Raw genomic sequence first — 26,923 nt, forward strand, 5'->3', positions numbered from 1 at the left:
CACGTCGTACCGTGACGCTCTCATCTCTCAGGAGTACGCGTGATCCGTCCTAAGCTGTCGCTTCGGCGATCGGCCGCCATCATCGGGGCCGCGTTCCTCGGCCTCGGCGCGGCGGTCGCGGTGGCCGCGCCCGCGAGCGCCCACCACCCCGAGATCTTCGGGACCTACTGCAAGGTCCAGGGGAGCAACAACTACGAGTTCAAGTGGACGGTCGGCAACAGCGAGAACATCAAGGCTGAGGTCATCCAGGTCCGCCCCGGCGCGGTCGGGGACATCAAGGTCGGCGCGGAGCTGAACCCGAAGGGTGGCGCTCCGCTCACCGGCACCGAGATCCGCACCGCCAACTCGGCTCAGCAACTCAACAAGTCGCTGACGGTCAAGGCCAAGTGGATCAGGCCCAACCAGATCGTCACCGAGGACCGTACGGTCGACGCAGTGGGCACGGGCAAGTGCAAGACCCCGCCCACCACCCCGCCGACGACCCCGACTCCGACCCCGCCGGCGACCCCGACCCCGGAGCCGACCCCGCCGACGACCCCCACCCCGGAGCCGACCCCGCCGACGACCCCGACCCCGGAGCCGACCCCGTCGGTGACGCCGGAACCGGTCGAGCCGGTGGGCACCTACGAGTCCACCTGTGACGAGCTGATCCTCACGCTCGAGAACCCCACCGACGAGTCGATCACCATCGTCTTCACGCCGAACGAGGGCGACGCGAAGACCCTCACGGTGGCGCCGGGCGAGACCGGCAGCGTCAAGTTCCCCGCCAAGGCCGGCCTGACCGTCACCCCGAGCGGTGAGGGCATCGAGGGCGACCCGATCAAGTACGAGGAGCCGCAGGACTGCGGTGGCGGTGGCGGTGGCGAACTGCCGCTGACCGGTGCCGCTGCCGGTGGCATCGCGGGTGGCGCTCTGCTGCTGCTCGGTGCCGGTGTGGTGCTGTACATCGTGGCCCGTCGCCGTCGGGTGACCTTCACCGCCTGATCGGTAAGACCAGCACGATCTGAACCAAACGCCTGAGGGCGCGTCGACCGGAAACGGTCGGCGCGCCCTCAGCGTCTTCCCGGCGTACGCCAGTCAGCGGGCTTGGCTGAGGTCAGGCGTCGCGGTCGCGGGGTACCCAGTAGACGATGCGGCCGGCCAGCAACGCGGGGTGTACCTCAGGTAGGTCTTGAAGCGCTCTCGCGAGTTGGGCGGCGAGATAGATGAGCAGACCGGTCCGGTTGTTTCGGTAAAGGTGGAGCAACATCCGGCGGGCAAGTGAGCACGGCCACTCGGCACCACACGCACGACACCGGAACGACGGCCGCATCGGCGTATGGGGTCGGCGCGGGATGTGCGGCCGGGTCATACCTACTTGACCCCGTGGGCTCGCCCGACACATCCGCTGCGGCGAGCCTGACCTGTCGGCAGCGCCCCCACCCTTCCGATCGCCCGAGAGCCGGTCAAGGGGTTCCACAGCGACTGGCGGTTGTTCCTCGGACGGTGGCGGGCCTGTCGGGGTGGGGCGTCCGGGGTCACGACCACGGGCACGGAAGCGTCCCCGCGCACTGCCGCGCGGTACTTGGTCCGGGCCAGCGACGGCACCTCGGGCGCGTACGGCACCGGAATCCGGTCGCCCCAGTCCGGGCAGACCCATCGGAACCCACAGCGGCAGTAACGCCAGAGGCGGCGCCAGTCTCGGCGATGCAGCGGCCTGGGTCGTAGAAGCCAATTCATGTCCCCTCCTCTGCTGAACTGGAGGCAGGGACGGCGCTCAGGCTCCGACAGCTTCGGGCGCCACCCCCACCGGCAACCCCCACCCGTCCGTGCACCTTGCGACCTGGGTTCGAACAGGGGCGCTTGCTACCACTCTGTATGGGAACCGCCTACGCTCGGGAGCCGTACCCGTGCCGCAACAAAGGTGCGGCAATCGGAGTGGAGATGAAAACCGGACCCGAACTACGGCAGGCACGGCGCGAAGCGGACCTCACACTCGCTCAGATCGCCCGCCTTGGCGGCCTGTCCACCAGCCATCTGTCCCGGATCGAGGCCGGCGAGCGGCCGGTCACGCCGGCCACGATCGAGCTGTACCAACGGGCGATACGTCGGACGATCACCGAGGCGCCGTCGCCTACCGTTGACGAGGTGAGACGTAAGGACTTTCTCTCGTTGGCCGGAGCTACCCTCGCTGGCACGGTCGCGGGCACCCCGGGACGGATGCGCCCAGTGGATCGCGTGGGAGATCTGGCGCGGGGACGGGCGCGAGCTACACGAAAGCCTGATACCGGCCGCCCTACGGCCCGCCGCGACTCAGCTCGTTCAGCGTCGCCAACTGGTCCGCACGCCCACCGGGTTCGTGCGCTTCCCCCACCCGGGCCTCATCGACTTCCACCTGGCGTGCCGGGTCTTCGACGGGATCGCGACGGGTACGAGCGAGCGGCTCGAGGCCGTCCAGACCAGCCATGCAACCGATCTCGTGATCCGCGAGTTTGTCGAACAGGATCCGGCCAGCGAAGCGACCCTCAGCCGATGGATGAGGAGCGGCGCAACCGACGTGTTGCGGGTGAACGCGGCTGGCATCCTGGCGAAGACCGCGACGCCCGAGACAGCAGACCTGGTGATAGCGGCGCTGCGGGCTGACGAGGCAATGCGGGTGCTGTACCTGACGGCGGTCGCGAGCCGGGTCCTCGCGCTGCCCTGGACGCTCGCGACCCAACTCGCTCAGGGTTCGGGCGCCGTCGGATCGGATGCGGTACTGAAGCTGGCCGAAGAGCTACGCAATCCGCGCGACGCAGCGGCCCGGTGGTGTAGTGCCCTGCTCCTGCATCGAGCCGGGGCAGCCGGCCGCGAGCCGGTCAAGGCGGCCGTCGCCGAGGCCCTGCGAGCCGAGAGCGCGCCCGAAAACCTGCGCACCATGGCCGGGCTCCTGGCGGGTGCGGACCCGATCACGACGACTCTGGAGAGGCCTCGATGATTCTCGTTTCCGTTCAACCCGGGCAGGAAGTCATGTCGACACTGACGGACGAGCTTCAGGCACGCGGCGTCGCAAACGGGGCGATCGTGTCGCTGATCGGAGCGGTCGAGGGCTGCGCGATCTCCACGATGGAACTCACCGGGACCGGTGAGGTCAAGGACGGCACCGTGCACATTCACGTCGTGCTCGGCCGCCAGGAAGACGAAGCGAAGGCCGGTCATCTGCATTGGGGCAAGGTCGAACACTTCTTCGTGAACGCCTACGTCATGCCTCTGTGACCGCCAACCGCCCCTACCCCTTCTCCAGGTACTCGGCGCGTTCGGAGTCCACCAACGTGGCCACCGAGGCGGCGAGCGCCGGATGCCGGTCCAGCTCCGGATCCTCCTCGACCAGGGCGATCGCCTCGGCCCGGGCGTTGCGGATCAGTTCGGCGTCGCGCAGCAGCGAGAGCAGCCGCAGATGCGACCGTCGGCCGGACTGGGTCGCCCCCAGTACGTCCCCCTCGCGGCGCTGCTCCAGGTCGAGTTCGGCCAGCCGGAAACCGTCCGTGGTGGAGGCCACCGAGTCCAGCCGCTCCCGGGCCGGCGCACCCTCGACCGCCTCCGTCACCAGCAGGCAGAGTCCGGCGGCGGAACCCCGGCCCACCCGGCCACGGAGCTGGTGCAGTTGGGAGACGCCGAACCGGTCCGCGTCCAGCACGATCATCACGGTCGCGTTCGGTACGTCGACGCCCACCTCGATCACCGTCGTCGCCACCAGTACGTCGAGATCCCCGGCGGCGAACGTCCGCATCACCGAGTCCTTCTCGTCGGCCGGCAACCGCCCGTGCAGTACGCCGATCCGCAGCCCGTGCAGCGGCCCGTCGGCCAGCAGTGGCGCCACCTCCGCCACCGCCAGCGGGGGACGCCGGCCGTCCTCGCCGGCCGCCCCGACCTCCTCCGGTGTCGTCGCCTGGTCACCGATCCGGGGGCAGACCACGTACGCCTGGTGGCCGGCGGCGACCTCCTCGCGCAGCCGTCGCCACGCCCGGTCGAGGTACGCCGGTTTCTCCGCCGCCGGCACGACGTGCGAGGCGATCGGCGAACGACCACGCGGCAGCTCGGACAGGGTGGAGATCTCCAGGTCGCCGTAGACGGTCATCGCCACGGTGCGCGGGATCGGGGTCGCGGTCATCACCAGCACGTGCGGCGGCTGCTCTGCCTTGGCCCGCAACGCGTCCCGCTGCTCGACCCCGAACCGGTGCTGCTCGTCCACCACCACCAGGCCGAGATCGGCGAAGTCGACCCCCTCGTACAGCAGGGCATGGGTACCCACGACGATGCCGGCTTCCCCGGCGGCCACCGTCTCGAGCGCACGCCGTCGGGCCGCCGCGCCCAGTGAACCGGTGACCAGGGCCAGCCGGGTGCCGTCCGGGTCGCCGTCCAGCTCACCGGCCCGGCCGAGCGGGCCGAGCAGGTCGAGCATCCCCCGGTAGTGCTGCGCGGCCAGTACCTCGGTGGGAGCGAGCAGGGCGGCCTGGCCACCCGCGTCGACCACCTGGAGCATCCCGCGCAGCGCGCAGACCGTCTTGCCGGAGCCGACCTCGCCCTGCAACAACCGGTGCATCGGATGTGCGGTCGCCAGGTCCGCCGCGACCTCCTCACCGACCGTGCGTTGCCCGGCCGTCAGCTCGTACGGCAGCCGGGCGTCGAACGCGGCGAGCAGGCCGTCGTCCCGACGTGGTCGGGGGCGGGCCGGCCAGGCCGCCGCGCGGTGCTTCCGCTGCACCAGGGTCAGCTGTACGGCGAACGCCTCGTCCCACTTCAACCGGTGCCGGGCCCGGTACAGCTCCTCCTTGGTGGCCGGCCGGTGGATTCCCCGCAGTGCGGTGCCCAGGCCGGTTAGGTTGCGGCTGGCCCGCAGGGTCGCCGGCAGCGGGTCCTCCGGTGGGGTGACGGTGTCCAGCACCACCCGGACGCACTTGGCGATCACCCAGGTGGGTACCGCCGCTGCGGCCGGATAGACCGGGATCAGCGCACCGGCGAACTCCTCGATCTCCTCGCTCGCCGCCGCCTCGGCACCGTCCGCACCGTCGGCGCCCGCCCCGCCCTCGCCACCGTCGCCGCTCCCGTCGCCGAGCAGGACGTACTCCGGGCCGTTGAGCTGGCGCTTGCCCCGGAACTCGGTGACCTTTCCGGCGAACAGCCCCCACCGGCCCGGTCGCAGGTCCCGTTCCCGCCACGCCTGGTTGCCGAAGAAGGTGAGGGTCAGTACGCCGCCGCTACCGTCCCCGACGGTCACCTCCAGCAGCTTCCCCCGGCGCTGGCGCATCGGCCGCACGTCCGTACGCCTCACCTGGCCGAGCACGGTGACCTGCTCGCCGACCTCCAGGGAGCGGATGTCGGTGTGCTCGCCCCGCTCGTCGTACCGGCGCGGAAAGTGGTAAAGCAGGTCGCCCGCCGTGTGCAGGTCGAGATGGTTGGCCAACGCCTTCGCGGTCTTCTCCCCGACGAGCTTGCGCAGCGGCGTGTCCAGTTGGGCCGAGTTCGGATCTTCGGTCGTCATCGGTCCCCCACGAGCGCTGTCATCGGCCCCCCACGAGCATCGTCATTCGACTCCCACCAGCAAGGGGTAGAACGGCTGACCGCCGGAGTAGTGGTGTACCTCGACGAACGGCCAGCGCCGGGCCACGTGCGCCCGGACGACGTCGGCCAGGCCATCCGGCGCGTCGGCGCCGAGCAGCAGCGTGACCAGTTCCCCACCGCCCCCGAGCATCCGGTCGAGCAGCGCCTCGCAGGTCGCCACCAGATCGCTGCCGATCAGGTGTACCTCGCCGTCCACCAGCCCGAGTACGTCACCGGGCTGGCACGGGCCCGCCACCGTCAGCGCCTCCCGGCTGGCGTGGCAGACCTCGGCGTACCGGCAGGCACCGGCCGCCTCCGCCATCGCGATCACGTCGTCCGCGAACCGGCGGGCCGGATCCCGTACGGCGAGCGCGGCGAGCGCCTGCACCGGCGACCGGGTCGGCACCACGCTCACCCGTACTCCGAAGGGCTGCGCCTCCTCCGCCGCGACCCCGGCCACCGCCTGGGTGTTGGGATCGTTGGGCAGTACCACCACCCGGGGTGCGCCGGTCGACCTGATCGCGTCGAGCAGCTCCCCGGCGGACGGGTTCGCGTCCACCACGGCGGCTCCCTCGGCCGCGAAGATGGCCGCCAGTCCGGGGCCGGCCGCCACCACCACCGCCGCCCGCTCCGGCGTTCCCGGGGCCGCCGCCGGGGCGGAAACGGGCCGGGGCGCCTGATCCTCGAAGCGGGTGACGGAGATCTGGTACGGCCGACCGGCGACCACGCCAGCCTCGATCGCCGCGCCGACGTCGTTGACGTGGACGTGGACGTTCCAGGTGGCCGTCTCCCCCGGGCCGGCCCCGTCGCCGACCACCACCAGCGAGTCGCCGAGCCGGTCCAGTTCCGCCCGCAGCCTCCGCACCGCCGTGGGTTCGGCGTCGAGCAGGAACTGCACCTCGTACGCGTACTCCGGCGAGCCGGTCTCCCGGGCTGCCGTCGCCGGCCGGTTCGACGGTGCCGGCTCGGCGGCCTCGGCTCCCGGGCCCGCTCCCGACCCCGGGCGCGGACCGGACCCAGTCGGTGGCGTGGACCCGACCGGTGGCGTGGCCCCGGCCGGTGGCGTGGAGCCGGCCGGTGGCGTGGAGCCGGCCGGTGGCGTGGAGCCGGCCGGTGGCGTGGAGCCGGCCGGTGGCGTGGAGCCGGCCGGTGGCGTGGAGCCGGCCGGCGCCTGGGTGGGCGAGTCGCCGGTGACGACCTCGACGAGCGCGTCGAGCAGGACGCAGAGGCCGCGCCCACCAGCGTCCACGACTCCGGCACGGGCCAGCGCCGGTAGCTGTTCCGGCGTGCGTGCCAGGGCCTCGTCGGCGGCGGACGCGGCGGCCCGGGCAACGGACGCGAGATCGTCGGTGTCGGCCCGCTCGGCGGCGGTCGCCGCCGCGGCGGCGACGCTGAGCACGGTCCCCTCCACCGGTCTCGCCACCGCCGCGTACGCCGTGGTGCTGGCCGCGCGGAGGGCCGCCGCGAGCGCCCGGCCGCGTACCGCCGGGACGTCGCAGAGGCTGTCGGCCAGGCCGCGAAGGATCTGCGAGACGATCACACCCGAGTTGCCCCGGGCGCCCAGCAGCGCTCCCCGGGCCAGCAGCCGTAGCACCCGTCCGTGCGGCGGATGTCCGGCATCGGCCGGGTCGTCCGGGTCGTCCGGGTCGTCCGGGTCGAGCCGCAGCGCCTGCTCGGCCGAGGTCAGCGTGAGCACCAGATTGGTGCCGGTGTCCCCGTCCGGCACCGGGAAGACGTTGAGCTGGTTGATCTCGTCCTGGTGCCGCTCGAGCGCGGCCAGCCCGCCCGCGCACCACCGGCGCAGGGCGGCGGCGTCAAGGGTCTGCAGCACGGCGAGAAGCCTACTGGCGCCCCCTGACCCACCGCTGGCACAGCCGCGCGATCTTCCGGTCGGCGTGGCCGGCGAAGACGCCCACCGAGCCCGCCCGGGACGCCGGTGGAGCCGATTGGCCCGGCGGACCGGGCATCGGGTAACCTGACCAGGTTGCCGGGCGGCACCCTGCCCGCGACCTGACGAACGATCAATTCCAGGAGTATCCCGTGGCTAGCGTGTGCGACATCTGTGGCAAGGGGCCTGGCTTCGGCCACAACGTGTCCCACTCGCACCGGCGGACCAACCGCCGCTGGAACCCGAACATCCAGTCGGTGCGGACCCCGGCGGGCGGCGGCACGACCCGCAAGCTCCAGGTCTGCACCTCGTGCATCAAGGCCGGCAAGGTCGCCCGCGCCTGAGCACGCCGCAATAACGTACCAATAGCCGCCGGGAACACCACCCGGCGGCTATTGGCGTGCACGGAACTCGTGCTCCGGATCGGCCGGAGAGTCAGAGCGACCGCCCGAAGGACAGCACGTCCGGCTCGTCGCGGTAGTACCCGAAGTCCTCGATCCGCTCGTACCCACTGCGCTGGTAGAGCGCGATCGCCTCGGGCTGCCGGTCGCCACACTCCAGGATCAGCCGGCGCCGCCCGTGCTCCCGGGCGGAGCGTTCGACCGCGGCCAGCAGCGACCGGGCGATCCCGCGTCCACGCGCCGTCGACGCCACGTACAGCCGCTTCAGCTCGGCGAGCTCACCGGAGTCGCCGTGGGAGCGCCAGCCGGCGCAGCCGACCGGAACGTCATCCAGGTACGCCACCAGGAACGTCCCGGACGGCGGGACGAACTCGGCCGCCGCGACCGGGGTCTCGTCGCCCTCGCCGCCGTACCGGGTCGCCAGGTCGGCGAGCGCGGCGACGACAAGTCCCTGCGCCACCGGGGAGTCATAGCGTTCGGAACGGATCTCCAGCTCACTCACGGGCGCAAGGGTACGACCCCGACCGCTCCTTACCGATCCTGGGTCTGGCCTCAGCGGAAGTGGTCCCATCCGGCGGCACCCTTGTACGTCCGCCCGTCCACCGTCACTCCCGCACCGTGCACCACGTGACCGATCAGGCGAAACCCGGTGGGCAGCGGCAGGTCCTCCGGAAAGGCCGCGACGATGGCGTGATCGTCGCCACCACCCAGCACCCAGCCGAGCGGATCCACCCCGAGGGCGTGTGCCGCGTCCCGCATCTGGTCCGGCACCTCGAACGCGGCGCCGAGCAGGTCGATCCCGACCCGGCTCGCCGCCGCCACGTGGCCGAGATCGGCGAGCAGTCCGTCCGACACGTCGATCATCGCGGTGGCGCCGTGCCGAGCCGCCTGCGGACCCGCCCCGTACGGCACCTCCGGTCTCCGGTACGCCTCGACCAGCACCTTCGGGGTACGGAATCCGCGGGACAACACGGTGTATCCGGCGGCGGCGTACCCGAGCCGACCGGCGAGTGCGACGACGTCACCGGCGCGCGCCCCGCTGCGTACCACCGGGGCACGACCGCCGAGGTCGCCGAGGGCGGTGACCGCGATGGTCAGGGTGGGACTGGCCGACATGTCCCCGCCGACCACGCTCGCACCCACCCGGGCAGCCTCGGCGGCGAGACCGTCGGCGAGTTCCTCGGTCCACTGCACCTCCAGGTCCGGCGGCATGCAGAGGGCGACCAGCAGAGCGGTCGGCACCGCGCCCATCGCCGCGATGTCGGCGAGGTTCGCCGCCGCCGCCCGATGCCCGATGTCCACCGCACTCGCCCAGTCCCGCCGGAAGTGCCGCCCCTCGACCAGTACGTCCGTGGAGGCGACCACCCGGCCGTCCGGGGCGTGTACCACCGCCGCGTCGTCGCCGGGCCCGAGCAGTGTGGCGTGCCCGCTGGCCAGCCGCGCTGTCACCCGGGCGATCAGACCGAACTCGCCGGCCCGTGCGACGCTCACGCCAGCCCCCGACCGCACTGGTCGCCGGACAGGATCCGGCGTCTTCCCGGCCCAGCCACGCACACACCGAGCCGGACGATTCGATCGCTCATCGTGTCTCCCTTGACCACCGATCGGGATCCGACCTGCTCCGTACGGTATTTTCACGGTCGAGCCGCTCGGCGGCGGACGGGAGGCGGGTCGTGGTCCAGGCGTACATCCTCATCCAGACCGAGGTCGGAAGGGCACGTGACGTGGCCGCGCACATCTCGGATATTGCCGGAGTCGTCCGGGTCGACGCGGTCACCGGGCCGTACGACGTGGTCGTGCTCACCGAGGCGCACACCGTGGACGAGTTGGGCAAGATGATCGTCAGCAAGGTGCAGCTGGTGCCGGGCATCACCCGCACGCTGACCTGCTCGGTGGTGCGGCTGTAGATGGAACGCACCACGATGCCGGGGCAGCAGCCGGACGCGTCCCAGCCCGAGCCGGACGCCAGCACGGACCCCGGCGACCGGACAGAGCAGACAGAACGGACGGACCGGCGTGGCCCGGACCGGACCACCCGACAGGCCGCGCTGTGGGCGACGGTGGTCGCCCTGCCACTGACCGCCCTCGTCGCGGTGCTGGTCTTCGGACAGCTCAACCCGGACCCGGTGGCCACGCCCGAGCCGTCGCCCAGTTCGGCCCGTCCGCAGTCGACCGCACCGGTCGAGATGGCCGCACCGGCACTGGCCGAACGACCGGCCACCGTCTGCCGGGCGCTGCTGTCCCGGCTGCCGGCCACGATCCGCGACCTCGGCCAGCGTCCGGTGACCGCCGGGCCGGAGCAGAACGCCGCGTACGGTGATCCGGCTCTCACCGTCTCGTGCGGGGTGCCGAAGCCCACGGTCGCGCCGACCGCGGACCTCTGGATGGTCAACAAGGTCTGTTGGCACACCGAGCACGGCGACGCCGGCCTGGTGCTGACCACTGTGGACCGGGAGGTGCCGGTACGGCTCGTCGTACCGCAGGGGCAGGAGCAGACGGTGCAGTGGGCCGCCCCGGTGTCCGAGTCGTTGGTCGCCTCGGTGCCGTCGGTGCCGGACGTCCCGACCGGCTGCGCCGGGGGCTGACACCCGCGGAGCCCGCCGCGACCGACACGCCGACGCGGGTACGCCGCCCGCCCGGCGGAGCATTCGTTCGTCAATGCAGCCCGGTACCCCGACGCAAGGCGGTCCGGATCAGCCGGTTCACCAGCTTCGGGTACTCCAACCCGGTCGCGGCCCACATCTGCGGGAACATCGACCTCGGGGTGAACCCCGGCATGGTGTTGATCTCGTTGAGATAGACGTCCAGATCCGGGGTGACGAAGAAGTCGACCCGGGCCAGGCCGGCACAGTCCAGTGCGGTGAAGGTACGGCAGGCGTACTCCTGCACCTGCCGGGTCACCCGGTCCGGCAGCCCGGCAGGAATCTCGTACTCGGAGCCCTCGTCGAGATACTTCGCCTCGAAGTCGTAGAAGTCGCGCTCGGCCACCTTCACCTCGGCCAGCAGCGATGCCTCGGGGCCACCACCGGCCTCTGCCTCCAGCACCCCGCACTCGATTTCCCGGCCGACGATCGCGGCCTCGACCAGCACCTTCGGGTCGACCTGCCGCGCCAGCGCGACGGCCGCGTCCAGGTCGTCCCAGTCGGAGACCTTGCTGATCCCGACCGACGAACCGGCCCGGGACGGCTTGACGAAGACCGGAAGCCCGAGCCGCTGCTTGTCCTCCTCGGTCAGGCTGACCCCGTTGCGCAGCACCACGTACGGGCCGACCGGGATTCCCTCGGCCGTGGCGAGCTTCTTGGTGAACTCCTTGTCCATCGCCGCCGCCGAGGCGAAGACGTTGGCGCCGACGTACGGAATGCCGGCCATCTCCAGCAGCCCCTGGATGGTGCCGTCCTCCCCGTAGGCACCGTGCAACGCCGGGAACACCACGTCGACGTCGGCCAGCGCCCGGGGCCCCTCGGCGGGATCCAGCATCATCAGCCCGCTGCCGGTCGGGTCGGCCGGCAGCACGACGGTCGAGCCGGCGGCCGCGGTGATCTCCGGCAACTGGCGCTCCGTGATGGCGAACCGGGCCGGGTCACCGTCGGTCAGGACCCATTGACCGGCCCGGGTGATGCCCACCGGAACCACGTCGTACTCGTCCGGGTCCAGCGCGGCGAGGATGCTGCCCGCGCTGACGCAGGAGATCGCGTGTTCGGTGCTGCGCCCGCCGAAGACGACGGCCACACGGGTCTTGCCTGGGGTGGTCACTCCGGTCACCTTTCGTTCGCGTCACCGCTAGTTCGCGTCGCCGCTAGTTCGCGTCACCGCTCGGGCCTCGAACCGTTCCGGCGCGGCGGACGCCGATCGCCACCTGGATCTCGATCGCGACCGTTCACGCCACAACCACGGAAGGTACCCGCCGGGGCGCCGCCGTGCTCCTCGTACGCCCACCGGGTGACCCTACTCTGCGTGGCCAACTTCCGGGTCCACACCCCTTTTCAGGACCGGGAAACCATCGCCGGGGAAGCAAGACGAACACGATACGTAACCAGTTGCGAACTGTGGCCGAAGCGACTGGAGCGCCCGGAGGTGCCGCTGCGTCGTCGCGGGTGGCGCGCGCCGTCTAGGCTCCTCGTCTTGTGAGTTCCGATTCGGTTATCGACAGCCTGACCGTCGCGGTGGGTGCCAATCCCGACGACGTTCCGCTGCGCCTGCATCTGGCCGGGCTGCTGCTCGACGCCGGTCGGCCCGCCGAGGCCATCGCGCAGATCGGGCAGGCGCTCGCCCGGAACCCCGCCGACGCCGCCGCGCAGTCACTGATGCAGCGGGCTCTCGGCGGCGGACCGGCAGCGGGCCAAGCGGCCGGGTCGACCGCACCCGGATCGCCGCCCGGACCGGCCACCGGACCGACGTCCGGACCGACGGGCGACGCGCCTGGACCGGCCGGGACGGCGGGGCCCGGCGCACCGCCGCCGACCGACGACCCGCTGGCCGCCTACGAGACCGAACTCGCCGACGTGGTGCCGCCCCGCTTCGTGTCGGCCGGCGACGAGCCGGAGCCGGTGATCGGGGACGCCGACCGGATGTTCGACGTGGAGACCTCGACGATCCGGCTCAGCGACGTCGGCGGGATGACCGAGGTCAAGGAACGGCTGGAACTCGCCTTCCTCGGCCCGCTGCGGAACCCGGAACTGCGCAAGCTGTACGGCAAGAGCCTGCGCGGCGGCCTGATGCTGTACGGCCCGCCCGGCTGCGGCAAGACGTTCCTGGCCAAGGCGATCGCCGGGGAGATGGGAGCGAAGTTCATCTCGTTGTCCATCGTGGACGTCCTGGACATGTGGATCGGCAACTCCGAGCGCAACCTGCACGAGCTGTTCCAGGCGGCTCGGCGCAGCGCGCCGTGCGTACTCTTCCTCGACGAGGTGGACGCCCTCGGGCACAAGCGGTCCAAGGTGACGTCGAGCAACATGCGGACGCTCGGCAACCAACTGCTCGCCGAACTCGACGGGGTGGAGGGCAACAACGAGGGCGTCTTCGTGCTGGCCGCCACGAACACGCCGTGGGACGTCGATGCCGCGCTACGCCGTCCGGGCCGACTCGACCGGGTGGTGCTGGTGCTGCCGCCGGACGCCCCGGCCCGGACCTCGATCCTGGAGTACCACCTGCGGGACCGGCCGATCGCCAACATCGACGTACGCCGGATCGTCGGCGCCACCGAGGACTTCTCCGGTGCGGACCTGGCCCACCTCTGCGAGTCCGCCGCCGAGTACGCGATGGCCGACTCGATCCGTCGCGGCGAGGTACGGATGATCGAGCAGCGCGATTTCGACCGGGCGCTGAAGGACGTGCGTCCCTCGACGAAGCCGTGGTTCGCCACCGCCCGCAACGTGGCGATGTTCGCCAACGAGGGTGGTACGTACGACGACCTGGTGGCCTACCTGAAGCGGCGGAAGATGCTCTGATGACCGACGGGGCCGTACCCGACACGGCCGCGGTCGGTGACGCCCCGCCCGCCGGAACGGTGATGACCGAACAGGTCAGGGACTCGATGCTGGAGCGGGCTCTGCAACTCGCCCAGGTCGGCCGGGTCAAGGCGGCGTACCCGCTGCTGCTGGAGGTACTGCGCGCCGATCCCGGCGACAGCTACACCCTCCAGGTGTACGCCCACTGCTACCAGCGGGAGAACCGCTGGTCGGACATGTTGACCGTGCTCGACATCGCGGCCGACGTACCCCGGACAGTGCCCAGTTGCATCGCAACCGGTCCGTCGCGCTCCGTCAACTGGGCCGGATCCCCGAGGCGCTCGACGCCGCCGAGCGGGCCCGTACGCTCGATCCGGACGACGCCCGCAACGAACTCGTCCGGGCCGAGGCGCTGCTTCGGGGCAGCGGCACCCGGGCCGTGCTCTCCGCGCTGGCCTCGACGCGGCGGGCCCGGGAGCTCGATCCGGGAAGTGTCTGGGCGCACGTCACCGAGGCCAAGGTGCAGCGCCGGATGGCCGAGTTCGGCCGGGCCCGTGCCGCGTACCTGGAGGCGTTGCGTCTCGCCCCCGACGACCCGCCGGCACTGTTCGGCCTGGCCACGCTCGACGCCGAGCGGGGACGGGCGGTCCGGGCGTCCCCGGTGATGGGCGGCATGCTCCAGGCGGTGCCCAACGACCCGGCGGCGCTGCGGGCGGCGACGTCCGGAGCCCGGCAGGCGCTCTGGTTGCTCACCGATCTCGGCTGCGTGCTGCTCCTGCTCGCGAACTTCGTCGTGGTGGCGATGCAGGAGCTGGTCCCGTCCCGCCCCCTCGCCGCGGCCGGCGGTGTGACGGTCACCGTCGTGGCCGTCGGCGGCGTGCTGATGCTGCTCCGCTGGCGGCTCTCCCGGCTCTCCGGACCGGTCCGCGCTCTCCTGGGCGCCAACCGTCACCGGTTCACCTTTGTCACGGCCCCACTGCGGCTCGCGGCGCTGGCCGGCGGAATGCTGCTGATCAACCTCGGTCCGTATCCGCCGCAGGTGGTCGAGATCGTCGGCCCGATCCTGTTCTCGGTGCCGCTGTTGACGCTGCTGATCCGCTGGCGGAGCCGGGCTCTGCGGGAGTTCTTCTGGTTCGTCCGCCGCTGCTGGTTCCGGCTCCACCGGCCGCCCCCGTCGACAAGCTGAGACTCGCTCCGATCCGCTACCCACACTCGACGCCTGGCGCGCTCGCTCGACGCCTGGCGCGCTCGCTCGACGCCTGGCGCGCTCGCTCGACGCCTGGCGCGCTCAGTCGACGCCTGGCGCGCTCAGTCGACGCCCGAGCGCCGTCGGCCGACGGCGAGCACCTTGACCCGCTGCCGTCCCGCCCGGACCATGCCCAGCGCCGCGAAGGCGGCGGCGATCCGCTCGGCGGCCTCCCTACTGGTGGCACCGACGACCTGACGACGACGCTCCGGCTCGATCCGCTCGTCCCGCCCCTCCTTGGACAGCGGCCGCACGTCGGTCAGCACGACGAGGAAACGGGTCACCGGGACCACCGTGCGCGGTGATCGGCGCGGGTGCCACGCCGTCCGCCCGGATCGGGGTGGGCGTGCCGCCCGGGGTGGGCGTGCCGCCGGTCAGATTCCACGGGACGCCGCCTCCGGCTCGGCCGTCGTGGCGGCCAGCCCACCCCACCGGTCCCGACACACGTAGGCCAGGTCGGCGTGGATCCAGGCGCCCTCGTTGTCCCTCAGCACGGGTCGGGCGCACCAACGACACCGGGAAATCCGAGGCCAGCACGGGCTCGGGGTCATCTGTCACCTCCAGGTCCGCGGGCTGGCGGGAGGGACACGGCGATCGGGTACGGGAAGGTCCGATCGCCGTGCGCCTCATTCCCCTTCGGTCACCCACAGCCACCGTCGACACGACCACCGGCAGTGAGGACGTGATGACAGATTGCCAGTTGTGAACGCGTGAATGCAACTCTCACGGGCGTTCTCTCATGCACGCTTTCCCGCCAACATGTGACAGTATCGATGCATGGCTCCGAAGTCGTTCCGCGCCCGCCGCCTCGGCATAGCCCTACGCCATGCCCGCGAGGCGGCCGGGCTCACCCTCGAACAGGCTGCTGACGAGATCAACAGCACCCGCAGCACGCTCTCCCGGTACGAGAACGCGCAGACGATGGTCAGCCCGGCTTCGGTACGCGCGCTGCTCACGCTCTACAAGCGGCCGGAGAACGAGATGGAGGACATGGTCCAGCTCGCCAAGGAGGCCCGGAAGCCGGGCTGGTGGGTGTCCTACTCGTACATCCTGGATCGCCGCACCATCGACTTCATCGCGGTCGAGGCCGAGGCCACCGCGATCGCGAACTTCGAGCCCTCGGTCGTGCCGGGACTGCTCCAGACCACGGAGTACATCCGGGCGATCATGCGAGGCGGCCCGCACACCCTCAACGACGAGGAGGTGGAGCAGCGGGTCCAGATCCGGATCGGCCGGCAGGAACGGCTGAAGGAGTCCGACCCGCCGATCTTCGACGCCATCGTCGACGAAGGTGCGCTGCTACGCCCGGTCGGCGGCGAGGCCGTGATGTCCGCCCAGCTACAGAGCCTGCTCAAGATGTCCGAGCTACCGAACGTGACCATCCAGGTCATCCCACTCAAGGCCGGCTACCACCGGGGCACCCGTGGCTCCCTCCACATCCTCGAGTTCGCCGATCCGGAGGATCCGACCCTCGCCTCGGTCGAGACGGTCGCCGGGCAGCTGATCCTCGACCGGCCGCACGACCTGCGGACCTGCGCGAAGATCATGGAACACCTGCGGGCCGTCGCGCTGAGCCCCGCGGAGAGTCGCGACACCATCAACCGCCTCCTGAAAGGACTGTGAGATGTCACCGGAGACGACCGCACCGCTGGCCAGTGCCGCCTGGCGGAAGAGCACCCACAGCGGCGACCAGGGCGCCTGCGTCGAGTTCGCCCTGCTCACCCAACCCGCCACCGACACCCGCACCACCGTCGCGATCCGCGACTCCAAGGACACCACCGGCCCGGTGCTCCGCTTCTCCCCGGCCGCCTGGACCGCATTCACCACCGCGCTGCCCGCCTCCCCCATTCTCCCCTGACCGGGGGGAGGTTGGCGGTTCCCGAGCTGCGTCCCCCGGCAACGCTCGGCCCGCCCAGCTCCGGTGCCCCACGCCCCCTGTTCCGCCGGTCCGGGTCGGCGGCAGGGGGCGTGGCGGGTTGCAAGGAAGGGCCCCTTCTTATCGCTTTCCGTTGTAGCGGGGGCCCTTCCTAACACTTCAGCGGCGGAAAACTGCGCCGCCCGGATCGCACCGCTCGGTTAACCTTCGACACCGTGATCGCCACTGCGCTGCACCGTGCGCTCTCCGATCCGGCCACCCCGGCACTCCGGCCGCTGCCGCCGCGGGCCGTCGAGCTGCTGGTCACGGTGGACGCCCCACCCCGGCTCGCCGCGCATCTGAGGGCCGTGCACGACGTCGCCGCCCAACTGCTCGACTGGCTGCGGCAGCGGTACCCACGCCTCGTGGTCGACCACGAGGCGGTGCTGTTCGGGGCGGCCACCCACGACATCGGGAAGTGTCTGCATCCCGAGGAACTCTCCGGACCGGGCTCCCGGCACGAACCCGCCGGTCGGCAGCTTCTGCTCACCCACGGCGTACCCGCCGAACTGGCCCGGTTCGCGGCTACCCACGCCCGCTGGGACCACCCCGACGTCACGATCGACGATCTGCTGGTCAGCCTCGCCGACAAGGTCTGGAAGGGCCGGCGGGAACAGGACCTCGAAACGCTGGTTGTCGGCCGGCTCGCCGGAGCCGGGGACGAGCAGCCCTGGGCGGCGTTCATGGGCCTCGACGACGTTCTCGGCCGGATCGCCGGGGAAGCCGACGCACGACTCGACTTCCAGGCCCGCTACCCGACGAACGCGGAAAGGTGAGCGGCAGATGGACACCGACGAGTTCGAGTCCCGCCAGCGGGCCCGGGAGTACTTCCACTCGCTGCGGGTACTGCCCGGCGCCTGGACGGTGATCCGGCTGGACGGACGCTCCTTCTCCCGGTTCACAGAGGAACACTTCGAGAAGCCGTTCGACCCGCGCTTCGGCGAGCTGATGGTCGGCACCGCGCAGACGCTGCTGACCGAGTTGGCCGGGCGCTACGCGTACACCGAGAGCGACGAGATCTCCCTGCTGCTGCCGCCGGACTTCACGCTCTTCGGCCGCAGCGTGGAGAAGCTCGTCTCCATCTCGGCGGGCATCGGCAGCGCCGCGTTCACCCGGGCCGCCGGCGAAGCGGCCCACTTCGACGCCCGGATCTGGCTCGGCGTGGACGTCACCGACGTCGCCGACTACTTCTCCTGGCGGCAGTCCGACGCCACCCGCTGCGCGCTCAACGGCTGGTGTTACTGGACGCTGCGCCAGGACGGCCGGTCCGCCGAGGAGGCCAGCCGGGCACTGACCGGCACGAGCACGTCGGACAAGAACGAACTGCTCTTCCGGTACGGCATCAACTTCACCGAGCTACCCGCCTGGCAACGCCGGGGCGTCGGACTCTGGTGGGAGACCTACCGGCACGCCGGCCGCGACCCGGTGCGTGGCACCGAGGTGACCAGCACCCGACGACGCGTCAGGGTCGACCGGGAACTGCCGATGAAGGCCGAATACCGCGAACTGGTCGAGCGGGTGGCCGTCGACCGGGTCTGAGAACGGGGTTTTCGACCCCGACGATCCCCTGCCGGTTGTGGTTTGCCGCACCCGCCAACCTGCGGGCCGGCCACAGCCGGGCGGATGCCGCACCCCATGGTGAGCCCGGGCCCCGGTTCGTAGCGTCGGAATCCGGGTCCCGACGGACCCGGCAACCGCCATCGCACGATGAGGATTCCGACCCGTGACACGTCTTCCCCTGACCGTACGCATCGGCCGATGGAGCGCCACACGTCCCCGGCTCGCCGTCCTCGGCTGGCTGCTGTTCGTGGTCGTCTGCGTCGCCGGCGGCGCCGCCGTCGGCACGGTGCCGTCCACCGACGGGAACAGCCTGCACGGCGAGTTGGCCCGGGCGGACCGGATCGAGCGGGCCGGCCAGTTCCCCGAACCACCCACCACCGAGAACGTCCTGATCACCGCAGTCACCGGCCCGCTCGACCGGGAACGCGCCGACGCCGCCGCGGCCGACGTCAGCACGCGGATGCGTACGCTGCCGCAGGTCGCCGAGGTGCGGCAGCCGGCGTCGGCGCCGGACCGCAAGGCGGTGCTGGTCGAGGTCGTGCTGGCCGACGAGCCGGAGAAGTCCACGGGTGCGGCCGACCGCGCCGAGGCGCAGGTACCGGCGCTGTTGGCGGTCACCTCGGCGGTCCAGGACGGCTATCCGGACCTGCGGGTGGAACAGATTGGTTCGGCCTCGCTCGGTCGGGCCCTCACGGCGACGCTGGGCGCCGACTTCCGGAAGGCGGAGCTGATCAGCGTTCCGGTGGCGCTGGCCATCCTGGTCATCAGCTTCGGTGCGCTGATCGCGGCGGGCGTCCCCGTGCTGCTGGCGCTGTCGGCGGTCGCCGCCGCGTTCGGACTGGCCGCGTTCGCCTCGCACGTCGTCCCGGCCGGCGAGTTGGTGAACAGCATCATCCTGCTGCTCGGCATGGCGGTCGGGGTCGACTACTCGCTGTTCTACCTGCGGCGGGAGCGTGAGGAACGGGCCCGGGGTCGGGACCACCGCAGCGCCGTCGAGATCGCCGCCGCCACCTCGGGCCACGCGGTGGGAGTCTCCGGCATCGCGGTGATGGCCGCGATGGCCGGTCTCTTCCTGGTCGGCGACACCACGTTCAGCTCGATGGCCATCGGATCGATTCTGGTCGTCGCGGTCGCGGTGCTGGGTTCGCTGACCGTGCTGCCCGCCGTACTGGTCCTGCTGGGTCGGTGGGTGGACCGGCCCCGGGTACCGTTCCTCGGCCGGCGGATCGAGCGGGCCGGCGGGAGCCGGTTCTGGTCCGTCGCCCTGCGCCCCGCACTGCGGTGGCCACTACCGACGCTGCTGGTGTCGGTACTGGCACTGATCGCCCTTGCCGTGCCGACCCTCGAGATGCGCCTGGGCCGCCCGACCTCGGCGGACCTACCGCGGTCGATCCCGATCCTGCGTACCTACGACCGGATGGCCGAGGCGTTTCCCAGCAGCGATCTCGGCACCAGCCACACGGTCGCGGTCCGGACAACCGCCGGACACGTCGCCGAACTCGACCGGGCGCTCACCGAACTCGGCGCGCGGCTGCGGGACGACGCCGGGTTCTCCCACGACCGTCAGCCCACCGTACGCAGATCCGCGGACGGACTGGTGGGCCTGATCTCCGCCCACGTGGCCGGTCCGGTCGACGGTGAACAGGCGAAACAGGCGCTCCAGCGGCTCCGGGCCGAACTGCTGCCGGAGACCGTCGGCACGGTACCGGAGACCGAATTCGCGGTGGCCGGTCGTACCGCTACCGACCAGGACTTCCTCGACCGGATGTCGGACGCCCTCCCGTTGGTGGTCGGGTTCGTCCTCGTCGTCTCCTTCCTCGTCATGGTGGCCAGCTTCCGGTCCGTCCTGGTGGCGTTGACGTCGATCCTGCTCAACGCCCTCTCGGTGGGCGCCGCGTACGGGCTGCTGGTACTGGTGTTCCAGCACTCCTGGGCCGAGAGACTGTTGGGTTTCAACGGCAACGGCGGGATCGTCTCGTGGCTGCCGCTGATGCTGTTCGTCATCCTCTTCGGGCTGTCCATGGACTACCACGTCTTCGTGGTGAGCCGGATCCGTGAGTTGGTGCTGGGTGGCATGCCGACCCGGGACGCCATCGAACGCGGCATCGTCTCCTCGGCCGGGGTGGTGAGCAGCGCCGCGATCATCATGGTCGCCGTGTTCGCCGTCTTCGCGACGCTGTCCATCCTCGAGTACAAGCAGCTCGGAGTGGGTCTGGCCGCCGCGATCCTGATCGACGCCACGATCATCCGCGGGGTCGTCCTGCCAGCGCTGATGCGGCTGCTCGGCGAGGCGAACTGGTGGGCACCAGCGTGGCTGCGGCCACATCGGCGTGCGGCCGCCCGGCCGGACGACGTACCGACCATGGAGCTGTCACTGGTGCGGCCCCGACGGTGAGCACGGATCCCGGTCGTCGGGACCCGGTGCCGAGCCGGAGTATCTGTCCCACCAGGACGGCGAGCAGCGCCAGCTCGACGACCACCAGGATCCGCTCGACCAGGCCCATCATCACCCGGCCGCCGGGGAAGGCGACGTAGTAGAGCCCCACCAGCGCCAGCATGCTCGTCACCGCCAGCGCCCGCAGGCGCCGTACGGCACCGCGCCAGCGTACATCCGCGGCGAGGCGCCGGATCGCCAGCAGCGTCGCGACCGGCAGCGCGACGAAGGCGGCCACCGAGACGTACCGGTGCACGTATCCCCTGGTACTCAGCTCGACCACCCCGATCGGGTCGGTCGGCACGACCGCCGCGACGATCAGTCCCAGGCACCAGACCAGGAGCAGTGCCTCCGCGACGGCACCGACCCTGATCCGGACGGCCCGCAACGCCAGCGGTACGGCCAGCGAGGTGATACCGAGGACGAGGATCGCGACGTTCATCGGCCAGCCGTTGTTCGACACCGCGTAGTCGCTGATGGTCAGGGACAGTGGGCTCATCCCGGGGTCGGGGGCGAGGTGCGCGACGACACCCAGGATCGCCGTCAGCGTCATGCCGACGGCCGCCACCAGGGCGAGCGGGCGGGCGGTCCACGGCTGGGTAAGGGATCCGGACATCATGTGACCAGCGTGATCGTGACGCCGGGGCGACGAATCCGGCGTGATCCCGGACCGTTCCCCCGGTTCCGCGACCCTGAGTGGTTCAGGGTGAGGTTGGCCCTACCAGGCCGGATGGGGCTACCCGGCGGACGGGGTGAGCTGGCCGTCGAGTGACTTCAGCGCGGCAATGGCGGCACCCCTGGCGCCCGCCATGTCGAGATCGGGGACCAGTGCGAACCGCGCCTGCGCCGCCTGCTCGGTCCGCAGCGAGGTGTGCTCGCGGACCATGTCCAGGAACCAGGTCCGGAACTCCGGCGCGGCCTCCACCACCCCGCCGCCGACGAAGTACGCGTCCGGGTCGGCGAAGTTCGCCACGATGGTGAACAGCCGGCCCAACGCCATCGCCTGCTGCTCGAAGATCTTGATCGCCATCGGGTCGCCGTCCACGCCGTACGTCCGGACCTGCTTGGCGGCGCGGACCGGGTCCAACTCGCCCAGCGGATGCCCGACGAAGCGGGTCAACCAGTACGGCAGCAGATTGCGCCGGATCCCGGTGAGCGAGGCGACGCTCTCCGCGTCCGCGACGAACCCGCAGTTGCAGAGCGGCACCGGCTGTCCCTCGGCGAGCAGGCCGTACATCGGGATGTGCACGTGGCCCAGCTCGCCGGCCATCCCGGCGGCCCCGGTCACCACCTGCCCACGCTCGATCACGCCGCCGCCGAGTCCGGTGCCGACGATGGCGGAGACCGACGACCGGTTCATCGCGTCGTCGCCGAAGTGGGCGTGGTGGGCGTAGAGCGCGGCGGCGTTGCCGTCGTTGTTGTAGATCACCGGCAGGTCGAGCCGTCGTTCGAGGGCGGTCCGGATGTCGTAGCCACGCCAGGCCGGCTGGGAGAAGTTCGTCGAGCCCTTCGAGGAGATGACGCCGGTGGCGCTCGACGGCCCCGGGGTGTCCAACCCGACGGCCCGGACCAGTTCGCGCGGGGTGCCGGTGTGGGAGAGCACCTGTTCCATCGCCGTCGCCAACGCCTCGATCGCCGCCTCCGGCCCGTCCAGCACCTGGCACGGGGTTTCGAGCAGCTCGTCGACCAGGAAACGTCCGGCGGCGTCGAGCACGGTCGCGTTGTTGCTGTTACCGCCGTTGTCCAGTCCGACGACGACCGGGATGTCCGAGCTCGCCATGGTCTGCCTCCTCGGGACGACGGGCGGTGCCGAGCCGAATTCCCTTACCCTGCCGTACCCACGGTTATCCCGCAGCCCTCCGGGCGCGCACCGTGGCATCGCGACCGGCCCCCCGGAGATCGCCGGGCCGGCGCCGCGAACGGGACATTCGCCGACAACGGGTCGACCGTACGCTCGGCCGGTCACCCCGGACAGTCGACGCCGATCCGTACCCGGGCCCGCTCCACGCGCCCACCGGACCGTACCGTCAGCGGGACGCAGGCCGGCTCGTCGAGCCAGAAGCCACCGGCGAAGACCACCCAGCCGGACTCACCGGGGCAGCCGGGGAGCCGCAGTTGACGCGCCGGTCGGGCCGGACTGCCCCAGCCGATCCAGGGCCGACCGGTCGAGGCCGCCGGAACCGACAGGTCGACGACCGAGTCGGCCCGCACCACCAGGCCCGTCTTGGCGAAGAGCCGGGCCGGATCCGTGTCGCCGGTCGTTCGGGGTCGCAGGATCTCCGTCCACATGGCGACCGCGTCCGCCAGCACGGTCCGGTCGGCCGGCGGTGCGTCGAGCCGGTCGATGATGTGCCCGCAGGAGACCACGGCTGCCCCGGCCGGGACGGAACCGGTCGCCGTACCCCCGGGGGCGGCCGTCGAGGTCGCCGGCCCGGCGCCGCGCGACGCCGTCGGTGTCGGTCCGGCCGGACCCGGCCCGGAGCATCCGGCGGCCAGCAGGCCGATCGCGACGAGGATCGGCATGGCCCGGCGCGGTGTGGTCATGTCCACCCGAGTCTCCGTGCGGCACTCTGGTTCCCGCCGGTCACCACCACTGCGGCGCCGCCGGCCGGGCGCCCCGTGTCGCGTCGCTACGCGCCGCCGGCCGCGTCGAGCGCCGCGTGGAGGTCGGCCAGCAGGTCGGCGGTGTCCTCGACCCCGCAGGAGAACCGGACGAAGCCGGCCGAGACGTCGTCACCCCACTGGGCCCGCCGGTCGGCGCTGGTGTGCAGGCCACCGAAGGAGGTCGCCGCGAAGACCAGCCGGCTGGCGGTCAGGAACCGGGCCACCCGACCGGCGTCGCCGAGGTCGAACGACACGATCCCGGGCACCCGCCGGAGCTGCCGGCTGGCCACCGGGTACGCCGGATCGTCGGGAAGCCCCGGCCACCGTACGCCGGAGACGTCGCTGCGGTCCCGCAGTGCCGCCGCCACGGCCGCCGCGTTGGCGCTCTGCCGGGCCAACCGCAGGTCCAGGGTGGCCAGCGAGCGGTGCGCCAGCCACGCGTCGAAAGCGCCGGGGATCGATCCGGTGGTGGTCCGCCAGGCCCGGACCCTCTCCAGCAGCTCGGCGTCCCGGCTGGCCACGTAGCCGAGGAGGAGGTCGGAGTGCCCGGTCAACGCCTTCGTGCCGGACGCGACCACCAGGTCGGCTCCCAGCTCGAGCGGTTGCTGCCCGAGCGGCGTCGCGGTGGTGTTGTCGACCGCGAGCAGCGCGCCGGCGGCATGCGCCCGCTCCGCCAGTTCGGCCACGTCACAGACGTCCAGGCCCGGATTGGCCGGCGTCTCGACCAGCACCAGCCGTACGCCGTCGAACGCCGGATACGGCCCGGCGGTCGGTACGAAGTCGACCCGTACCCCGATGCCCGCCAGGGTCTCGGTGGCGAACGCCCGGACCGGGAAGTAGCCGTCGGTGGGAAGCAGCACGGTGTCGCCGGGGCGGAGCACCGAGAGCAGCACGGCGGTGATCGCGGCCTGTCCGCTGGCGAAGGCGAGACAGTCTCCACCCTCCAGCTCGCCGATCGCCGCCTCCAGCCCACGCCGGGTCGGATTGTCCGGCCGCCCGTACCCGTTCGGGGTCGCCTCGGGCCCGGCCACCGGATCCAGATGGTAGGGCGCGGCGAAGACCGGACCCGGCAGGAACGGCTCGCCCGGCACCGGCTCCGGCAGACCGGCGTGTACGCACCGGGTGCCGTCGCCGTACCCGGTGCGTTCCGGCAGCCCGGCCGCCCCCGGCCCGGTCACTCCGGCCTCGGCTTGCGGCTCATCAGCACCGCCATCGCGTGCTGCGGGTCGGCACCCTCGTGGCAGACCCGCTCGACCTGCTCGGTGATCGGCATCTCCACCCCGTGCGCGCGGGACAGGTCCCGGATCGCCAGGCAGCTCTTCACCCCTTCGGCGGTCTGCCGGGTCGCCGCCTGCGCCTGCTCCAGGGTCTCCCCCCGGCCCAGGTGCTCGCCGAAGGTGCGGTTGCGGGACAGCGGCGACGAGCAGGTGGCGACCAGGTCACCGAGGCCCGCCAGGCCGGCGAAGGTGAGCGGGTCGGCACCCAGGGCCACCCCGAGCCGGGCCGTCTCGGCCAGCCCCCGGGTGATCAGGGTCGCCCGGGTGTTGTCGCCCAGTCCCATCGCGGTGGTGATCCCGTACGCCAACGCGATCACGTTCTTCACCGCGCCGCCCAGTTCGGTGCCGATCACGTCGTCGTTGGTGTACGGCCGGAAGTACGGCGTGTTCACGGAGTTCTGCACCTCGGTCGCCCGGTCCGTGTCGGTGCAGGCGACCACGGTCGCCGCGGGCTGCTCGGCGGCGATCTCGGCCGCCAGGTTGGGACCGGAGACGACCACGACCCGGTCGGCGGCCACCCCGGCGGTCTCCACGATCACCTCGCTCATCCGTTTCGTGGTGCCCAACTCGATGCCCTTCATCAGGGAGACCAGTGTCGAGTCGGGTTCGAGGTGCCGGGCCCACTCCGCCAGGTTCCCCCGCAGGGTCTGCGCCGGCACGGCCAGCACGACGAGATCGGAGCCGGAGATCGCCTCGGCGGCGTCGGCGGTGGCCCGCACCCCCGCCGGCAGCCGCAGCTCGGGCAGGTAGTCGGGATTGGTCCGGGTGGACCGGATCGCCTCCGCCACCGCGGGGCGGCGGGCCCAGATGACCACGTCCCGCCCGGCGTCGGCGAGCACCTTCGCGAACGCCGTACCCCAGGAACCGGCACCGAGCACCACGACGTGGGTCATGCTGGGCCCCCGGCCGGCGGGGCCGGGTTGGCCCGCCCGGTCGACCCCTCGGCGCGGCGGTTGGACTGTGCCGACCAGAGCGGTGGCGGCGTTCCACCCCGGATCTCGGCCAACATGTCGCGCAGTCGCAACATGATCGCGTCGGTCATCTCGTCCAGCACCGCCCGGCTGGGAGTGGCACCGGCCCACCGGCTCAGGTCCACCGGCGGGCCGGCCATCACGGTGACCGGGATCTGTGGGCGGAGACTGAGCTTCTTCGTACGCGGGTCGAAGATCTTCTCCGGTCCCCACATCGCCACCGGGATCACCGGAGCCCCGGTGGCCAGGGCCAACCGCGCCGCTCCGGTCTTGCCGCGCATCGGCCACAACTCGGGCTCCCGGGTGGTGGTCCCCTCCGGATAGATCACCACCGCGCCGCCGTCCCGGACCGCGCCGATCAGCGTCTCCAGCGACCGGGCCGCGTCGACCGTGCCCCGCTCGACCGGGATCTGCTGGCACTTCAACAGGATCCGCCCCACCAGCGGCACCCGGAACACGCTGGCCTTGCCGAGGTACCGGGGCCAGCGACCGGCGTCGTAGATGTAGTGCGCCGAGACCAGCGGATCGGCGTGGGAGAGGTGGTTCGGCACGATGATCACGCCCCCGGAGGCGGGCAGGTGCTCCATGCCGCTCCAGGTACGCCGTGTCCACCCGGCCATCACCGGCTTGACCACGCTCACGGCAAACCGTCGCCAGAACCCCAGCCTGCGCCGTGCCACTGTGCCTCCTTGTCGTCCCCACCCTGGCCCGGCCCGCCCGAGACGCTGCGCGGGCGCCGGACGCCACCGGTGGAGAGTCGTTCCCACCCGCGCCCGTGCCCACGGCCCTCGGCGACCTGCCACCGCCGGCGGGACGCCGCCGACCCGTGGGGGATGCCGCCGCCCGCAGCGAAATCATGCCTGCTCGCCCGGGGTACGGCCAGCCAGGGTGGCCCCGGTCCCACCGACGCCGCGCACCGGCCGACGCCGGCCGGCTGGCAGGATTGCCTCGTGGGTGAGCGGAACTGGACGGTGGTCGTGCCGGTCAAGCGCCTCGAATCGGCGAAGAGCCGGCTGCGGGGTGCGCTCGGCGGGGTACCGCACGAACTGCTCGCCCTGGCGCTGGCCAAGGACACCGTCGGCGCCGCACTGGCCTGCGCCCCGGTGCGCGAACTGCTGGTGGTGACCGACGATCCCGAGGCCACCCGGGTGCTGGGGCGGCTCGGTGCCCGGATCATCGGGGAACCGCCGGAGAGCGGACTGAACCCCGCGTTCGGCCGGGGCGCCACACTGGTCGCCGACGGGTGGGTCGCCGCGCTCACCGCAGACCTGCCGGCCCTGCGTCCGGCCGAGCTGGCCGAGGCGTTGCGGGCCGCCGAGATCGGCCCGTCCGGCGTACGCCGGTTCGTCGCCGACGCCCCGGGTACCGGGACGGTCCTGCTCACCGCCCCGCCCGGGGTTCCGCTGGATCCCCGGTTCGGCCCGCGCTCGGCGGCGGCGCACGCGGCGTCCGGCGCCGTACCGCTCACCCCTGCCTGGCCGACGCTGCGCCGGGACGTCGACACCCCGGCGGACCTGCTCGCCGCGACGACCCTCGGGCTCGGCCGGCACACCGCGGAGCTGACCCGACGGTCCGCGCCCGCCGGAGCCGATCGCTGACCGGTGCGGGGCACCGGCTCCGG

Annotated in this window: 24 protein-coding genes and 4 pseudogenes; 15 read left to right on the forward strand and 13 right to left on the reverse strand. The window is 72.0% G+C overall.

Annotated features, from left to right (window positions below):
* The first annotated feature begins 39 nt into the window (after positions 1–39).
* The 4 genes and pseudogenes from ACFP2T_RS14685 (at position 40) to ACFP2T_RS14700 (ending at position 3,234) form a co-directional block, all read left to right on the forward strand.
* On the forward strand, positions 40–984 hold the full coding sequence (locus ACFP2T_RS14685) for a cell wall anchor protein (RefSeq protein WP_377421713.1): 945 nt from the start codon (positions 40–42) through the stop codon (positions 982–984).
* 939 nt (positions 985–1,923) lie between these two features.
* A pseudogene (locus ACFP2T_RS14690) lies at positions 1,924–2,088 on the forward strand (helix-turn-helix domain-containing protein); the annotation flags it as partial.
* A 250-nt stretch (positions 2,089–2,338) separates the two neighbouring features.
* Positions 2,339–2,956, forward strand: coding sequence for a hypothetical protein (locus ACFP2T_RS14695; protein WP_377422903.1), 618 nt, complete (start codon positions 2,339–2,341; stop codon positions 2,954–2,956).
* Complete coding sequence (locus ACFP2T_RS14700; protein ID WP_377421714.1) at positions 2,953–3,234, forward strand: PCC domain-containing protein; 282 nt, start codon at positions 2,953–2,955, stop codon at positions 3,232–3,234. Before ACFP2T_RS14695 ends, ACFP2T_RS14700 begins: the two co-directional genes overlap by 4 nt.
* 13 nt (positions 3,235–3,247) lie before the next feature.
* On the opposite strand, the gene recG is transcribed toward ACFP2T_RS14700, so the two are convergent.
* From recG to ACFP2T_RS14715, 3 genes and pseudogenes are all read right to left on the reverse strand, one after another.
* Positions 3,248–5,500 carry an ATP-dependent DNA helicase RecG gene (gene recG / locus ACFP2T_RS14705; RefSeq protein ID WP_377421716.1) on the reverse strand — a complete coding sequence of 751 codons (2,253 nt, stop codon included), beginning with the start codon at positions 5,498–5,500 and terminating at the stop codon, positions 3,248–3,250.
* 42 nt (positions 5,501–5,542) lie between these two features.
* Positions 5,543–6,517 (reverse strand): annotated as a pseudogene (locus ACFP2T_RS14710) (DAK2 domain-containing protein); the annotation flags it as partial.
* A 216-nt stretch (positions 6,518–6,733) separates the two neighbouring features.
* Positions 6,734–7,390: pseudogene (locus ACFP2T_RS14715) on the reverse strand (DAK2 domain-containing protein); the annotation flags it as partial.
* Positions 7,391–7,599: 209 nt separating this feature from the next.
* On the opposite strand from ACFP2T_RS14715, the gene rpmB reads away from it, so the two are divergent.
* Positions 7,600–7,791 (forward strand): 50S ribosomal protein L28, encoded by a 192-nt coding sequence (rpmB, locus tag ACFP2T_RS14720; RefSeq protein ID WP_123555573.1) that lies wholly within the window; start codon positions 7,600–7,602, stop codon positions 7,789–7,791.
* Between the two features lie 91 nt (positions 7,792–7,882).
* Here rpmB and ACFP2T_RS14725 read toward each other — a convergent pair whose 3' ends face one another.
* Both ACFP2T_RS14725 and ACFP2T_RS14730 read right to left on the reverse strand, forming a co-directional pair.
* Entirely contained in the window at positions 7,883–8,350 is a 468-nt protein-coding gene (locus ACFP2T_RS14725) for a GNAT family N-acetyltransferase (RefSeq protein WP_377421718.1), read from the reverse strand.
* Positions 8,351–8,400: 50 nt separating this feature from the next.
* On the reverse strand, positions 8,401–9,339 hold the full coding sequence (locus ACFP2T_RS14730) for a thiamine-phosphate kinase (protein ID WP_377421720.1): 939 nt from the start codon (positions 9,337–9,339) through the stop codon (positions 8,401–8,403).
* Positions 9,340–9,521: 182 nt separating this feature from the next.
* Here ACFP2T_RS14730 and ACFP2T_RS14735 point away from each other — a divergent pair, with 182 nt between their 5' ends.
* Positions 9,522–9,755 carry an Lrp/AsnC ligand binding domain-containing protein gene (locus ACFP2T_RS14735; RefSeq protein ID WP_203865109.1) on the forward strand — a complete coding sequence of 78 codons (234 nt, stop codon included), beginning with the start codon at positions 9,522–9,524 and terminating at the stop codon, positions 9,753–9,755.
* Positions 9,756–10,433 (forward strand): DUF3515 family protein, encoded by a 678-nt coding sequence (locus ACFP2T_RS14740; protein ID WP_377421722.1) that lies wholly within the window; start codon positions 9,756–9,758, stop codon positions 10,431–10,433. It abuts the gene before it with no gap.
* Positions 10,434–10,503: 70 nt separating this feature from the next.
* On the opposite strand, the gene ACFP2T_RS14745 is transcribed toward ACFP2T_RS14740, so the two are convergent.
* Complete coding sequence (locus ACFP2T_RS14745) at positions 10,504–11,601, reverse strand: D-alanine--D-alanine ligase family protein (protein ID WP_377421724.1); 1,098 nt, start codon at positions 11,599–11,601, stop codon at positions 10,504–10,506.
* 371 nt (positions 11,602–11,972) lie between these two features.
* Between ACFP2T_RS14745 and ACFP2T_RS14750 the strand changes: the two genes are divergently transcribed.
* Together ACFP2T_RS14750 and ACFP2T_RS14755 are read left to right on the forward strand one after the other, a co-directional pair.
* On the forward strand, positions 11,973–13,295 hold the full coding sequence (locus tag ACFP2T_RS14750; RefSeq protein WP_377421726.1) for an ATP-binding protein: 1,323 nt from the start codon (positions 11,973–11,975) through the stop codon (positions 13,293–13,295).
* Positions 13,296–13,521: 226 nt separating this feature from the next.
* Positions 13,522–14,481, forward strand: a complete 960-nt coding sequence (locus ACFP2T_RS14755) for a tetratricopeptide repeat protein (RefSeq protein ID WP_377422833.1) — start codon at positions 13,522–13,524, stop codon at positions 14,479–14,481.
* A 122-nt stretch (positions 14,482–14,603) separates the two neighbouring features.
* Here ACFP2T_RS14755 and ACFP2T_RS14760 read toward each other — a convergent pair whose 3' ends face one another.
* On the reverse strand, positions 14,604–14,834 hold the full coding sequence (locus tag ACFP2T_RS14760; protein WP_377421728.1) for a hypothetical protein: 231 nt from the start codon (positions 14,832–14,834) through the stop codon (positions 14,604–14,606).
* A gap of 484 nt (positions 14,835–15,318) precedes the next feature.
* Here ACFP2T_RS14760 and ACFP2T_RS14765 point away from each other — a divergent pair, with 484 nt between their 5' ends.
* The 5 genes from ACFP2T_RS14765 (at position 15,319) to ACFP2T_RS14785 (ending at position 20,411) form a co-directional block, all read left to right on the forward strand.
* A complete protein-coding gene (locus ACFP2T_RS14765; RefSeq protein ID WP_377421730.1) occupies positions 15,319–16,164 on the forward strand; it encodes a helix-turn-helix domain-containing protein in 846 nt (281 codons plus the stop codon).
* 1 nt (position 16,165) lies between these two features.
* Positions 16,166–16,399, forward strand: a complete 234-nt coding sequence (locus tag ACFP2T_RS14770) for a DUF397 domain-containing protein (RefSeq protein ID WP_377421732.1) — start codon at positions 16,166–16,168, stop codon at positions 16,397–16,399.
* A 233-nt stretch (positions 16,400–16,632) separates the two neighbouring features.
* Entirely contained in the window at positions 16,633–17,232 is a 600-nt protein-coding gene (locus tag ACFP2T_RS14775) for an HD domain-containing protein (RefSeq protein ID WP_377421734.1), read from the forward strand.
* 7 nt (positions 17,233–17,239) lie between these two features.
* A complete protein-coding gene (locus ACFP2T_RS14780) occupies positions 17,240–17,995 on the forward strand; it encodes a tRNA(His) guanylyltransferase Thg1 family protein (protein WP_377421736.1) in 756 nt (251 codons plus the stop codon).
* A gap of 184 nt (positions 17,996–18,179) precedes the next feature.
* Positions 18,180–20,411: an MMPL family transporter gene (locus ACFP2T_RS14785; RefSeq protein ID WP_377421737.1), complete on the forward strand. Its 2,232-nt coding sequence runs from the start codon at positions 18,180–18,182 to the stop codon at positions 20,409–20,411.
* A gap of 64 nt (positions 20,412–20,475) precedes the next feature.
* Here the strand turns inward: ACFP2T_RS14785 and ACFP2T_RS14790 are convergent.
* From ACFP2T_RS14790 to ACFP2T_RS14815, 6 genes and pseudogenes are all read right to left on the reverse strand, one after another.
* Positions 20,476–21,069 (reverse strand): annotated as a pseudogene (locus tag ACFP2T_RS14790) (DUF998 domain-containing protein); the annotation flags it as partial.
* A 117-nt stretch (positions 21,070–21,186) separates the two neighbouring features.
* Positions 21,187–22,230 (reverse strand): ROK family protein, encoded by a 1,044-nt coding sequence (locus tag ACFP2T_RS14795; protein ID WP_377421739.1) that lies wholly within the window; start codon positions 22,228–22,230, stop codon positions 21,187–21,189.
* 182 nt (positions 22,231–22,412) lie between these two features.
* Complete coding sequence (locus tag ACFP2T_RS14800) at positions 22,413–23,000, reverse strand: hypothetical protein (protein WP_377421741.1); 588 nt, start codon at positions 22,998–23,000, stop codon at positions 22,413–22,415.
* Between the two features lie 80 nt (positions 23,001–23,080).
* Complete coding sequence (locus tag ACFP2T_RS14805) at positions 23,081–24,232, reverse strand: cystathionine gamma-lyase (protein WP_377421743.1); 1,152 nt, start codon at positions 24,230–24,232, stop codon at positions 23,081–23,083.
* On the reverse strand, positions 24,229–25,224 hold the full coding sequence (locus ACFP2T_RS14810; protein ID WP_377421745.1) for an NAD(P)H-dependent glycerol-3-phosphate dehydrogenase: 996 nt from the start codon (positions 25,222–25,224) through the stop codon (positions 24,229–24,231). The genes ACFP2T_RS14805 and ACFP2T_RS14810 overlap by 4 nt, the downstream gene beginning before the upstream one ends.
* Positions 25,221–25,982: a lysophospholipid acyltransferase family protein gene (locus ACFP2T_RS14815; protein ID WP_377421747.1), complete on the reverse strand. Its 762-nt coding sequence runs from the start codon at positions 25,980–25,982 to the stop codon at positions 25,221–25,223. The genes ACFP2T_RS14810 and ACFP2T_RS14815 overlap by 4 nt, the downstream gene beginning before the upstream one ends.
* A 153-nt stretch (positions 25,983–26,135) precedes the next feature.
* Here ACFP2T_RS14815 and cofC point away from each other — a divergent pair, with 153 nt between their 5' ends.
* Entirely contained in the window at positions 26,136–26,900 is a 765-nt protein-coding gene (cofC, locus tag ACFP2T_RS14820; RefSeq protein ID WP_377421749.1) for a 2-phospho-L-lactate guanylyltransferase, read from the forward strand.
* Positions 26,901–26,923 lie beyond the last annotated feature (23 nt).

The sequence above is a fragment of the Plantactinospora solaniradicis genome (genome assembly GCF_042658085.1).
GTDB classification, from domain to species: Bacteria; Actinomycetota; Actinomycetes; order Mycobacteriales; family Micromonosporaceae; genus Plantactinospora; species Plantactinospora solaniradicis.

Bases quoted from the DNA above. Each gene is read 5' to 3' on its own strand.
- ACFP2T_RS14700 (WP_377421714.1), top strand. From the start codon at position 2,953: ATGATTCTCGTTTCCGTTCAACCCGGGCAGGAAGTCATGTCGACACTG.
- recG (WP_377421716.1), bottom strand. From the start codon at position 5,500: ATGACGACCGAAGATCCGAACTCGGCCCAACTGGACACGCCGCTGCGC.
- ACFP2T_RS14740 (WP_377421722.1), top strand. From the start codon at position 9,756: ATGGAACGCACCACGATGCCGGGGCAGCAGCCGGACGCGTCCCAGCCC.
- ACFP2T_RS14765 (WP_377421730.1), top strand. From the start codon at position 15,319: ATGGCTCCGAAGTCGTTCCGCGCCCGCCGCCTCGGCATAGCCCTACGC.
- ACFP2T_RS14770 (WP_377421732.1), top strand. From the start codon at position 16,166: ATGTCACCGGAGACGACCGCACCGCTGGCCAGTGCCGCCTGGCGGAAG.
- ACFP2T_RS14780 (WP_377421736.1), top strand. From the start codon at position 17,240: ATGGACACCGACGAGTTCGAGTCCCGCCAGCGGGCCCGGGAGTACTTC.
- ACFP2T_RS14795 (WP_377421739.1), bottom strand. From the start codon at position 22,230: ATGGCGAGCTCGGACATCCCGGTCGTCGTCGGACTGGACAACGGCGGT.
- ACFP2T_RS14810 (WP_377421745.1), bottom strand. From the start codon at position 25,224: ATGACCCACGTCGTGGTGCTCGGTGCCGGTTCCTGGGGTACGGCGTTC.
- cofC (WP_377421749.1), top strand. From the start codon at position 26,136: ATGCCGCCGCCCGCAGCGAAATCATGCCTGCTCGCCCGGGGTACGGCC.